Origin of the sequence: Collinsella sp. WCA1-178-WT-3 (M1), from assembly GCF_009696325.1 — a bacterium.
GTDB lineage: Bacteria > Actinomycetota > Coriobacteriia > Coriobacteriales > Coriobacteriaceae > Collinsella.
Genome location: NZ_VUME01000004.1, coordinates 92,294 through 105,512, shown reverse-complemented (window position 1 = coordinate 105,512; position 13,219 = coordinate 92,294). Strand labels below are relative to the sequence as shown.

The 13,219-nt window shown below is 60.8% G+C and carries 6 protein-coding genes; 5 read left to right on the top strand and 1 reads right to left on the bottom strand.

Annotation, left to right across the window (positions count from 1 at the left end):
* The first annotated feature begins 51 nt into the window (after positions 1-51).
* From FYJ40_RS04040 to gltA, 5 genes are all read left to right on the top strand, one after another.
* Positions 52-1,038 carry a ribose-phosphate pyrophosphokinase gene (locus FYJ40_RS04040; protein WP_154516678.1) on the top strand — a complete coding sequence of 329 codons (987 nt, stop codon included), beginning with the start codon at positions 52-54 and terminating at the stop codon, positions 1,036-1,038.
* A 747-nt stretch (positions 1,039-1,785) separates the two neighbouring features.
* Complete coding sequence (locus FYJ40_RS04035; protein ID WP_229770655.1) at positions 1,786-2,622, top strand: endonuclease domain-containing protein; 837 nt, start codon at positions 1,786-1,788, stop codon at positions 2,620-2,622.
* Positions 2,623-2,970: 348 nt separating this feature from the next.
* Positions 2,971-3,600, top strand: a complete 630-nt coding sequence (gene pth / locus FYJ40_RS04030; protein WP_195838564.1) for an aminoacyl-tRNA hydrolase — start codon at positions 2,971-2,973, stop codon at positions 3,598-3,600.
* Positions 3,601-3,959: 359 nt separating this feature from the next.
* Entirely contained in the window at positions 3,960-4,799 is an 840-nt protein-coding gene (locus tag FYJ40_RS04025; protein ID WP_006235793.1) for a sulfide/dihydroorotate dehydrogenase-like FAD/NAD-binding protein, read from the top strand.
* Positions 4,790-6,199, top strand: a complete 1,410-nt coding sequence (gene gltA, locus FYJ40_RS04020) for an NADPH-dependent glutamate synthase (protein ID WP_154516684.1) — start codon at positions 4,790-4,792, stop codon at positions 6,197-6,199. The genes FYJ40_RS04025 and gltA overlap by 10 nt, the downstream gene beginning before the upstream one ends.
* A gap of 325 nt (positions 6,200-6,524) precedes the next feature.
* Here the strand turns inward: gltA and FYJ40_RS04015 are convergent, their stop codons facing one another.
* A complete protein-coding gene (locus FYJ40_RS04015) occupies positions 6,525-13,127 on the bottom strand; it encodes a leucine-rich repeat protein (RefSeq protein ID WP_154516687.1) in 6,603 nt (2,200 codons plus the stop codon).
* Positions 13,128-13,219 lie beyond the last annotated feature (92 nt).

The following is a 13,219-nucleotide window of genomic DNA, read 5'->3' as shown; positions in this document are numbered from 1 at the left end:
ACAATGCAACAAGGCATCTATATGGCATTCGATATATAAAGGAGAAGGGTAATGCCGATTAATGATCCCGAGAAGTCGGAGAATATGCGCAAGTCCATCCGCGTGTATTCCGGTTCCTCCAACCGTCCCCTCGCTCAGAAGATCGCTGAGTACCTTGGGGTCGAGCTTTCGGGCCTTACGCTAAAGCAGTTCGCCAACGGTGAGATTTACGCCCGCTACGACGAGACCGTCCGCGGCGCCGACGTCTTCCTGATTCAGTCCGTGGCCGGCGGCAACGTCAACGACATGCTCATGGAGCTGCTCATCGCCACCGACGCTGCCAAGCGCGCATCCGCCCGCTCCATCACCGCCGTCATCACCCACTACGGCTATGCCCGCCAGGACCGCAAGGCCGGCCCGCGCGAGCCCATCACCGCCCGCCTCGTCGCCAACCTGCTCGAGCGCGCTGGCGTCAACCGCATCATCACCCTCGACCTGCATCAGGGCCAGATTCAGGGTTTCTTCGATATCCCGGTTAACCACCTGTCTGCACTGCCGCTGTTTGGCCAGTACTACAACGACATGCACTTCGACACCGACAACCTGGTTGTCGTCTCCCCCGACGTGGGTCGCGCCAAAGCTGCCAAGAAGCTCTCCGACATGCTCGGCTGCAGCCTCGCCATCGCCCACAAGGGCCGTCCGCGCCACAACGCCGCCGAGGTCATGGGCATCATCGGTGACATCAAGGGCAAGACCTGCATCATCAATGACGACATGATCGACACCGCTGGCACCCTGTGCGCCAACGTCAAGGAGCTCAAGGCCATGGGTGCCGGCGACATCTACGTGTGCGCCACCCACGGCATCTTCTCGGGCCCGGCCATCGAGCGCCTGAACGACGCCCCCATCGTCGAGTGCCTCGTCACCGATGCCATCCCCGTCGAGGTTGGCGGCAAGATCAAGACCATCTCGGTCGCCGAGGAGTTCGCCGAGGCCATCTCTGCCGTTTACCACGAGGAGCCCGTCTCCACGCTCGTCGGCGGCGACTTCGCGCTGTAATCCAGCGCGCAGCGCATCATCTTTGGTGTTTTTAAAGGGTCGGAGGCTCGCTTCCGACCCTTTTTTCTGCCCCTCGATAACCCGCCTTGGACAGTTAGTTCAGATTTGTATTAATTTGGGCATTCGTTTGGGCCATTTAATGTATCGAAAGCTCTCTTGCCGGCATAATTCCGCCCGATTCCTCCTCCCATGGATCTCTTCACCATGCCATTGGCCCCATTTTGCCCACCGAGTCCTTCAACAACGGCAATACACCCCGGTCGCCTTGTACAAATCTGAACTAACTGTCCAGCACCCATCTCAGTAGATGCCTCCAAGGCCAACCCATCACTCCATTCTCCACTTTTCCAAGGCATTCCGTATGATGTCGTTACCGCCCGCGGCGCGCGACGCCCCTTTGAGCGAAAAGAACGGCACGGCCATATCATTTCGCCAACGGCTTAGTACCTTATAGCTATGACAACCGTAATTTCACACCTCTCCGCCCTCCGCGCAATTCGCCGCGCTCGACGGGCGTACTCCGCCCTTCCCTGGGACGCCATCGATGACGAGCAACAGACACAAGCCCTCGTAGGTTGCGTTCCGAACAAGGACGCCATAGACTTTGCGGCCCTTGCAATACTTGACGCCTGGAGCGAAGACGACTCCGAGCGTCTAGACCTCTTTGTTGCGAGCGGCAGCAACAGACGGCCCGACGGACGGCTCCTCCAGCACACCATCACCGCCCCTCTCCCCCAGGGCGCGATCATGCACATCGAAGCCGACATCTACGCAACGTCTCCCGCCATGACGGCCATGCTTTGTTCCAAAAATGAATCGGTTGCCAAAACCTTGATGCTTCTCATGGAACTGCTCGGAACCTACTCACTTCCGCCCGAAGCAACTTACCCCATCGCCTACGACGACACGTGGCCCGAGGCCAACAGCTTCGAAACGATGGACGATCTCGATTGCCAGGGCGACCAACCGACACCCGAAAAGCAAGCCGAAACCCGCTACGAACAGGCACACTACAAATGCGAGCCCGCCACAACCATCGAAGAGCTCGAGGCGGTCGCACGGTTTGCCAAAAGTAGTTCCTACGCCTCGTTTCGCACAGCTATCAAACTCGCCCGGGCCGGATCCGCATCCCCAGCGGAATCATTGATGTTCGCTGTCCTGGGCGCACCCATGCGCTTTGGCGGATTCGGGTGTTGCAGCCTGCCCATGGGAGGCCTGCTGCTCAACTATCGAGTCGATTTCGACACCCTTGCGGTCAACATGTCCTCGGGCATCCCCTACGCCATCTGCGACTTATATTGCCCAGCCGCCGGAGTCGACAACGAATACAACGGAATTGGACATGAGCTTCAAAACGCTCGCATCCACGATGGCAATCGCAACAATGGCCTTAAGGCCATGGGTATCCACGTCCTGGTTATCAATCGTGACCAAATGAAGGACCTTGTTGCACTCGAAGCCTTCGCCCAGACGATGCATCGACTTGCGGGAGTTCGATTCCGCTACCGCATCAAGGGTTATCGCAAGCGTCAGGCCGCCTGGCTCAACGCCCTGCGGGCCGGAATCGGCCTCGCGCCGGTCTAAAAGACTTTTACCCAGTGTTACCGAGCATGGCTGGACAGTTAGTTCAGATTTGTATAAACAGACGGCTCATTTCGAGGTAGTTTGCCGCCATCCCGGCGCCAATCACCTCATTTGAAGACTCAAAAGATCTGAAATAGCACAAATTGTGCTCCCCAAAGCGCCGTGACAGTTCCGTAGCCCCGATTTTGGCAGTCAAAGATCTCTTGGTTTATACAAATCTGAACTAACTGTCCATCCCGGCTTCTGACGACTGTCCAAACGCCCTCATGCGGCCTCAATCACCCTCCATTTGACAGCAGCAACGGGGTCGCTCACCATAGCAGGCGACAAATCGATGAAAGGAAGCACATGGCAGCTGCACAGCCGCTTAAGATTCGCATGGTTGCCGGACTTGGCAACCCTGGCGATGAGTATGCCGAGACCCGCCACAACGCAGGCTTTAAGGCGATCGACGAGCTGGCGCGTCAGGCCGGCGTCACGTACTGGAAAAACCAGGCCGGCGCCGAGGTCGCGCTCATCAACATCAACGATCCAGAGGAAGAGGACGGCAAGCGCCAGATTGTGCTGGTCAAGCCGCAGTCGTACATGAACACCTCGGGCGGCCCCATCTCCAAGCTTTGCCGCGAGTACAAAATCAAGGCCGAGGAGCTGCTCGTAATCCACGATGAGCTCGACATTCCCGCCGGCGACGTGCGCGTCAAGGTGGGCGGCGGCCACGCCGGCCACAACGGCCTGCGTTCCATCATCGACAAGATGGGCAGCCGCGACTTTAGCCGCATCCGCACCGGCATCGGCAACCCTCCCGGCAAGATGGCTGTCGCCGACTACGTGCTCAAGCAGCTGCGCGCCCGCGAGGCCGAGGACTTCCAGGACACCTGCGCCCGCGCCGCCGACGCCGCCGGCCTGGCGATTGTGCACGGCGTAATCTATGCCCGCGACCACGTCAACGGCTCCGCCTCTGCCAACGGCAAGCACTAAAACCTACCAAAAAGGGATGTTTATTTTGGCAGGTTTTATATGCGAAAACGCCGCAGCGGCCGCATCGCAATAAACCCTGTGCCGACATACATACCCAACACCCCAAAAGGGGCCGGCCTCACCGATGTGCAAGGCCGGCCCCTTTTGTCGTTTTATCTGATAAAACCCGCCAAAATAAACCTGCCTCTTTGTGCTAGATCACTTTTCCCGCCTGCCAAAGATACACGTAAGCAACATGTCCATGAGGGTATAATTTACACCGTATGTCTGCACAACGCCTGTGCGCGTACGGTTTTATTCGGGCTGCCGTCCATTTCCGTGGAGGCACGGTTCGGTTGCCCTAACAAGAGAGGGGTTCTATGTATAAGATCCTGGAGAAGACGCAGTTCTCGGAGAAGGTGTTCAAGTTCCGCATCGAGGCGCCTGCAATCGCCAAGCATGCGCACGCTGGACAGTTCCTCATGGTTCGCGCCAACGAGACGGGCGAGCGTGTCCCGTTTACCCTGGCCGGCTGGAACGGTGACGAGGGCTGGGTCGAGTTCATCTTCATGGTGATCGGCAAGACCACCGAGATGCTTTCCACCTACGAGGCCGGCGAGTCGCTGCGCGACGTCGTGGGCCCGCTGGGCGTTCCCACCGAGATGGCCGAGGGCCCCTGCGCCGTCATTGGCGGCGGCGTCGGCCTGGCAATTGCCTTCCCGGTCGCCAAGCACCTGGTCGAGACCGGCCACGAGGTGCACGCCATCATGGGCGCTCGCACCAAGGACCTCCTGCTCATGGAGGACCAGTTCCGCGAGCTCCTCGACGAGGACCACATCCACATCACCACCGACGACGGTTCCTACGGCGAGCAGGGCGTTGTCACCGCTCCGCTGGAGCGCCTGCTGCAGGACAAGGCCGTGAGCCAGGTCTTCTGCGTCGGCCCCGTTCCGATGATGAAGTTCTCGACCCTCACCGCCCAGAAGTACGACACCCCCATCACCGCGTCGCTCAACCCCATCATGGTTGACGGCACCGGTATGTGCGGCTGCTGCCGCGTCGAGGTGGGCGGCGTGACCAAGTTTGCTTGCGTCGACGGCCCCGACTTCGATGCCACCCTGGTCGACTGGGATGACCTTCGTGCCCGCCAGGCCGCTTACCGTTCCGAAGAGGGCGAGTCCCTCAAGGCCTATGAGGAAAAGAGCTGCGCATGCCACTAGTTAACGGTCGTTTCGTTGCCGATATGAAGTCGCCCCGCACCCCCGATAACGAGGAGCCGGCCGCCGAGCGCGCCTGCGACTTCCGCCCCGTCGACAAGGGCTTCACCGAGGAGATGGCGCTGGCCGAGGCCGAGCGCTGCCTCAACTGCAAGAAGCCGTTCTGTGTTGAGGGTTGCCCCGTCAACATCAACATCCCCCGCTTTATCGAGCAGATCCGCGAGAAGGACTTTGGCGGCGCCCTCGATACCATCCGCGAGGACTCCATGCTTCCCGCCATCTGCGGTCGCGTCTGCCCGCAGGAGAACCAGTGCGAGGGCAAGTGCATCCGTGGTAAGAAGTCCGAGCCCGTGGCCATCGGCCAGCTCGAGCGCTTCCTGGGTGACCGCCCCGAGCTCGCCTCCACACCCAAGATGGCTCCCAAGAACGGCAAGAAGGTCGCCGTCGTCGGCTCCGGCCCGTCCGGCATCACCTGCGCCGGCGAGCTCGCCCGCAACGGCTTTGACGTTACCGTCTTTGAGGCCTTCTTTACCGGCGGCGGCGTGCTGGTCTATGGCATCCCCGAGTTCCGTCTGCCCAAGGCAGTCGTCAAGCGCGAGATTGACGGCCTTGAGAACATGGGCGTCAAGTTTGAGTACAACTCCGTCGTGGGCAACATGGCCACGGCCGATGAGCTGTTCGAGCAGGGCTTCGACGCCATCTACGTGGCAACCGGCGCTGGCCTGCCCAAGTTCCTCAACGTCCCCGGCGAGAACCTGCCCAACGTCTTCTTCGCTAACGAGTACCTCACCCGCGTGAACCTGATGAAGGCCAACAAGTTCCCCGAGTACGACACCCCCACCAAGCATGGCAAGAACGTCGTCGTCTTTGGCGGCGGCAACGTGGCTATGGACGCCGTCCGTACCGCCAAGCGCCTGGGCGCCGAGCACGCCATCATCGCCTACCGTCGTACCGAGGACGAGATGCCCTGCCGTCGCGCCGAGCTGCACCATGCCAAGGCCGAGGGCGTCGAGGTTCTGCCGCTCGTCTCCCCGCTCGAGTTTGTCGCTGGCGAGGACGGCTCCGTGTGCGCCGTCAAGGTCCAGAAGATGGAGCTCGGCGAGCCCGACGAGTCCGGCCGTCGTCGCCCGGTGCCTATCGAGGGCGCCATCGAGGAGATTCCCTGCGACGTCGCGATCTCGGCTATCGGCACCAACGCCAACCCCTTCGCTGCCAAGATCGGCGGCAAGATGGAGCTCAACAAGTGGGGCTACATCGTTGCCGATGAGGAGACCGGCCAGACCACCGACCCCCGCATCTGGGCCGGCGGCGACATCGTCACCGGTGCCGCTACGGTCATTCTGGCGATGGGCGCCGGCAAGAAGGCCGCCGCTTCGATCACCAAGAGCCTGCTGGGCGAGTAATCACCTGCAGCGCTAGCCACCAAACGGCAAAGTCCCCGTCGGGCACACGCCCGGCGGGGACTTTTTCTATGCCGGCCGCCCGATCACCATAAAGGGAACGGGCACCTTTGCGGTGGTTGAGGGCCTGGCCGGCGAACCGATTCCGACGTTTGTCTCAACCTGTAACAGTTAGAGACCAAATTCCTCGCTACGTGTTACAGATCGAGACGTTAGGTTGGCGGCCGAACAGTTCATCTCAATCTGTAACACTTGGAGTCCAAATATCTGGCTCGGTGTTACAGATTGAGATTTTGTTAAAGCCGAGGATGGGCGCCGCCGCCAAAACCTAGCGCTTGCGGCGCTTAGTCGCGGCGATGCCGGCGGTGGCTACGGTTGCGCCGGCGATGCCTAGGGCGGCGACCGTCATCACGGCGGAGTCACCCGTGCTGGCAAGCTCCGTGCCGCCGGACTTCTTGCCGTTCTTGCCCTTACCCTTGGACTTTTCCGTCGTCACCGTGGTCGTCGTCGAAGCCGAGCCGCCCGCAGGGACCCCGGCCCCACCAGAGCCATCCGTACCGCCGCCCTGCCCGCCGCCGTCAGGCGTCGGCTCGGGCGTCGGCTCAGGCGCCGCCTCATCGGTCACCGTAATCGTAATGTTCAGACGCTCGGAATACTCGCTGTACGACATGCCGGGTCGCTGTGCCGCAATGCGTACATACATGTTGCTGTCGAGCGCAATAGGCTCGGTGTACTTTACGCGGCCTTCGTCACGGCAGGGGCAGGTGTCGTTGGTGGTGTACCAAATCGTCGTGCCATCCTCGGCCGAAAGCTCTAGCTTCGTGCCCTTGGGCACTGTAATGTAGTTCTCCTTGGGCGACCATGCACCAAACGTCGTCGCACCAATCGTCGCCACCGGTCGCGCCGGTCGCACCGCCTCGGCAGACACGCGAACGTCGACCTGCTTGGACAGCGCCGTGCCGTCCACCGCCGCCGTCAACGTCGTCAAACCAGGCAGAGCGCCATGCAGCACAAACGTCGCCGCGCCGTCCTCGCCCGTCACGGCCTGGGTGGCATCGACAGAGCAGATAGCCGAGGACTCCAGCCCAACACTAACCTTGGCGCCCGCAAACGGCTTGCCCGCCTTATCGGTCACGTGCGCCACCAGCTCAAAGTCACTGCCATCAAGCATGGTCACGGCCTGCTCCACGTTGAGCTTGAGCTTGTCGGCACGAGCGCCCACGACAAGCTCTCCACTTGCCCAGCGCTCCATGGCCGTGCCGGCGTAGTTGCGAGCACCGTCGAGCTCAAGCGCCACCGTCGAGCCCGCCTCACACGCATCGGCATAGCGAATACGCAGCACGCGCGACAGCGGCTTGCCATTGGGATCGTCCTGCTTGTCGAGCCACGTATACGTCACGTCGCCCAAGCCCTGCGCGCACAATGCGGCCAGGGCATCGTCGCTCGCATCCATATACTGCGCAAACTCAACCTCGATGCAATCGGTATAGGCATGGGCCGAAACCACCTCGGGCGCCGCCGTCGACACCAAGCCAATGTTCACCTCAGTCTGAATCGGCGGCACGCGCAGCCAAGCCGAACGCGCTTCCTCATACCCGCCCTTGGTCACGCGCACCTGATACCAGCCGGTCGGCGTATTCCAGTTGTATGCACCGTCCGCACCCGTTGCAAGCGGATTGTCCTGCTCATACTCCTCGGCATCCCAACGCACTTCATTGGTACCGGCCGCATCGTCGGCGCTCCACAGCTCAACCGTTGCGCCTTCAACCGTATTGGACAGCAGACCCTCGTACACCACGCCCGCAGGGTCGGGTGCTGCCTTGGCAGCCACATTGCGATAACGCGCCTCGAAGATCGACTGCATCTTCTCGTCCGAGATCAAGCCATCCTTGTTGGCCTTGTAGACCTCGGCATCGGTCAGCTCGCCCCAGTTGACCGTAATACGATTCTGACACGCGCGCTCCACCTGCTCGCAGGCAACATCGTAGGCGCATTCGGCATTGGTCAACTTAACCGCGCGCTCCGAGCCCACGCTCGTCGAGGCCGCATCATAGGCGGCGCCCACCACGGTACCCGCCGAGCCAGCCGTTAGCACGCCGGCGATCGTCATAATGGAGCCCACCGCCACATCGGTACTATCGTGGCAGAGCTGGCGATACAGCAGATCCTCAAACGCACGCGCCTTCTCCATGGCGTCACGCAGCGCGTAAATGCACTTCCAGTCGTCCTCGGTCTTCTCGGGCTTGGCAAGCAAGCGCGTATGCTGAAGCTCATAGCCCTCGCGCTCGCCCTTCACCTTCTGCATACGGACGTTCACGTTCTCCCAGTTCTTGCTGGCATCGTTCACGCCGTAAATGCCGGTAAAGACGCCGATACCCTGGGTCGCCGCGGGAAACGCCTGTCCGGCCGCCTTCCACGCATCGGTCTTAAAGACCTGTCCGAACATCTCGCACTCGATCTTATAGCTCTTGAGCGAACGGATCGTGCGGATGAGCTTCATATGGGCGCTCACGTCGCCGTTGCGTTTCCAGGCCATGAGCCATCCGCGCACCTTGGAGTTGTTGAGGCTATGGACCACATTCCAGTTGTCGTACAGGTTGTCCAGAATATCGCACTGCATGGCGATCGAATTAAACAGAAGCGCCTGGTTCTTGTTGTTATTGGAGTTCTCGATAAATTCCGACTCTATATAGGCCGTCTGCTCGCCATCGGGCGCGGCGACCTTAAAGCCCTTGATGGTATCGTCGTCAGCCGCCTTGTAGCTCAGCGAGCTGCCGAGCGCCTGGCCCAAATCGTTAAACCCGCTCGTCGACTGGCCGTTGTATTCGCTGGCCTTAATGCCCGCACACTTGTTGAGCGCCGCAGCGGTTGCGTCATTCCAGCTTCCGTATTGGTTGAGCCGGCCGATACCCATCGACTGGCCCACCAGATCCTCGGCCTGCTGGGCGATAAACTCCGCTCGCGATGCATGGTCGACGAGATCCTTGATGGCGGCCGCATCCGCAGGGTTCGCACCCTGGGCCGCCGCGAGTTCCTGATACCAATCCTCGCTGGTGCCGTAAGCATCCTCAAAGATCATCTTGTCCACATTGACGCCATAGCTGTCGCCCTGCTGGGTCAGCAGCGCCGCCGACCCGCCTACCGCGGCCTTGAGCTCAGCCGCAAACTGCGCGGCCTCCTCGTTGCCAGCATCATCGCCCTCGCCGTCGCTGGCGGCAGGGGCGCGACGAGCCTTGCGGGCAGCTCCACCTTGGGCTTCGTCCTCTTTACCGTTCTCGTCCTCCTCGGCAAACGCATCGGCGACCATCTTGTCAATCGCGTCGTTAAAGGCCTCGTCGACATCATTAAACGAGTTATCCATCATATACTCGTGCCACTGCTGCACGGCATTCGAGAACTCCTGCTGGCGCTCCTCGGCCGCGGCGGAATGCTTTTTGGCCGAAGCTTTGGCGTCAAAACTCAGCATGGTCATAAGCTGGGCATTGGAGATGCGGTAGGTCTGCGGCATAAAGATCTGCTCAAAGTTGCCGCAGTTCACATAGGTCGAGTCATTCGCCTTGTTAAACTCGTCGAGCAGCTTAAGGTAGCCCTCGTCCACATACTCCGCCACATAGCGCACACGGGTGCCCTCGCGCGACTTTTGAGTCAGAGGAATCGTCACCGTCTTGCCATCCACGCAGTCCACGTACAGGTCGAGCGTGTCGGCGGCCTCTTCGTTTCCCACCTCGAGCGTGATGTCAAAGGTCCAGTAGGCGTTCTTCTTTTGTGGCAGATGATGGAAGGTCCACAGGCTCTTGCCGGTGTCCTTGCCGTCCTTGACCAAGTTTTGCGTACCGCCACGATACGTCACATCAAAGCTCCAGACCGAAGCGCTCGGAACATAGCGCACGTAGTTGCGAGCCGTCACCTCTGCGGCAGCGGCGGCAACATCGGTCGAGCCCACGCGCGCTTCGAGCGTCACACGCTCGGCGGCAAGCGTATCCTGCGGCAGGTCGTATTCAATCTTGGCACGGCCGAGTTTATTGGTCTTGCCGGTGTACTTTGCAGCCGACGAGCCCGTCCCCACGGTGAGCTGCACGCTCTTGCCCGGCGCTGCATAAACGTAGGCCACATTGCCCAGCAGGCTGTGAACGTCGGTGTTGTCGACCTCGATGCGCGATCCGCTAACCTCGAGTGTGGTACTTCCCAGCGGCAATGTCACCTCGCCCAGCGTAATGAGCGGCGAGATGGCATAGGTGCCCGAGGACTTAGGCTTAAAGCGCACAAAAACATCGGCGCCCGCGCTCTTCTTCATATCGAGAACGAGGTTGTCGCCCTCCCAAGTTGTGTCAGCCCACATGGCATCGGAGCTTGCGCCGGCTTCGCGAGCGCCTGCGGACACATCCTCGACGGCATCCTTGGCCAGCGGAATCTCAATCTTGGCAGCCTGGCTGTCCTTGAGCTCGTAATGAATGCGCAGCTCGGTCTCCACGCCAACGACCGCGGACGAATCAGCGATAACCGAGCCCGCCGTCAGCCCGCGCTCGGCACGATACGTCTCCACGTCAAACGTCGGCACGTCGAGCGTCACGTTGAGCTGCTTGCCGTCCTCGATCTTCACCTGTTTTTGCGCGATATGCTTACCCACGGTCAGTCCCAGGCGGCTAAACGTGGAATAGCTCGTCGCTTGGATGTCGTAGCTCGTCTTGTTAAAGGCGACGATGGTGTACGAACCGGCCTTAAGGCGCGGCGTCTCGGCCTTCATGATAGGCGTGGTGCCATCGTCTTCGTAACCCATCAGATAGGTGACGCCGTCGGCGACTAGCCTGCCGTCGGACGTACGGAACACCAGCACGCGGTTGGCGCCCTGGTAGTCGCCCTTGGTCGTGACCGTCGCCGTGCCCCAGGGCTTCAAGTCGATATCGACCTTGCCGACCGAAGGCTTCACCGTCGCCGTCGCCCCACCCAGCTTGAGGCTGTCTTTGGGCTCGAGCGTTATCTCCAGATCCTGGTCCGCGTCGGCAATGGCCTGCGACACCACGAGCACTGTGCCCTGGATGCGGTAGTCGTTTTCCTTGTCGCCCTTGGCAGGCTTGAGCGTCTTGCCGCCGCTCTTCACCGTCAGATCGATGTTATCGAGACTATCGAGCTCAATGCGTTCGGTCTTATCTTGGCCCACAATCGGTTCGAGATAGCCCACGTTGAGCTCAATCGCGCGCGAAGCCGGAATCTTGGTAAAGTCCTCCGCCTTAATCTCCCCGATATTCCATGTGCCCGTCATCTGGTCGCCCGGGCGCGCCAGCACCATGTCATAGTAACCGCTGAGCGAAATGCGCAGCGTTGCTGCCGTCTTGGAGAGGACGTCGGCAGCAACGGAGCCGTCGTCGCCAACCGTCAACGGCGTGGACTGCCCCGCCTGCACGAGCACGGCCGCCGCGCCCTGGGGAAGTTTGCCCGTGATTTGGGCGTCCTCGCCCATCCACTCAAAGGTATAGGCGGGACGCGTTGGGTCGGCCGAGTCCATGCGATCGGCGACGGCATCGGCAATCTTCTTGATCATCGAGGGGTTGCCCGCCGAGTCCGTCGCATAGGCATAGATGGTCTGGCCCTCGCTAAAAGGCATCAGGTAATCGACGCCATCGATCGTCACGCTGTTGGTGTACAGGCCCGCCTCTTCGAGCTTGATGTCGGGATTCATGACGCGCAGGGTCACCGCATTGTGGTTGGTGGTCGAGGTGCCGGCGCTGCTGGTATTACGCGTGTTGTCGAACGGCTCCAGATCAATCGACTGCACGCTCTTGGGCACAACGATTTCCTTACCGGCCAGCGCGGGATCGAGGTAAGTAAACGCGTGCGCTCCGATATATTTGACGCCATCGCCGATCGTCACCGACGACACATGCGAGCACCCGCCAAAGGCATAGCGCTCAATCCGCTCCACCGTGCCCGGCACGTCGATCTGCGTAAAGGTGAGTACCGTTGTGTCCGAGACATGGAACTGCGGCACGCCACAATTGGCAAAGGCACGATAGCCGATAGTCTTAACCGAAGGCGGCAGCGTTGCCACCACATTGTCGTCAAGTTGCTCGCAGCCCTCAAAGGCCTGCTCGGGAATCGTGGTAAAGGCCGCGTTGTTGGGCCAGGTCACCGTCTGAAGTGTCTTGCTCCCGGTAAACGCATTCCAGCCCAACTCCTCAACCGAATCGGGCAGTGCGATTTCCTTGATGCTGCTGCCGCCCAAGCCGCCAACCGAGCGAACGTGCGAATTCGAAGCGAAGGTAATCGATGTGAGCGCAGCGCTTCCCATACCCGTAAGGCTTACGACATGCTTGCCGTCGATGGTCGAGGGCACCTCCAACGTGGTAATGCCCGCGTCGCCATCCTCGATAGAAATTTCGTTGGTGAGGCTATCGATCGAGAAGTAGTACTGCGCGGGGGTCTGCTCGCCGGCCACGTAGCCATCGTCGTCTTCGCCCTTTACGCCCGTGGCGCCCTTCGAGGTTGCCCAGAGTTTAAGTTCCTCGTTCCAGGTTGCCTCGGCACCGGAAGCCTCCTCTTGCTTCTGCTGCTCGGCGAGTTCCTTGCCCTCGACAAGATCGGTGGCGAGCGTACCCGCAGGTGTGCTCTCGGTCTGCCCGGCGCCCGTCAGGCCCGCCGCCGATGCAATCTCGGAGTCCGGGGGCGTAGGGGTGTCACCGGTATCGAGCACTGTGGGGTCGGCAGCGCCGGCATCGGGCGCGAGGTCGGCGGAAGCAGAGTCTGGCGTTTGGGCGTCAGCCGAATCGGCGGGGGCGGCGTCGGCTGCTTGCCCGTTATCCGTCTGCACAAAAGTGCCGTCGGTGGTGAGGGTCTCGGCAAACGCGCCCGCGGGCAACGAACCCGCCACCATGGAGAGGGTCACCGCGGCAACGGTCAGGCGGCGGCAAAGCGCTCGAACAGCAGTCCACCTCATGGTCGTTCCTTTCCTGCAAACCTAAAGTCATCCAGCGTAATCGTCGTCCAAAAACAAAGCGAACGGTAGGTTCATATATACGAACCTACCGT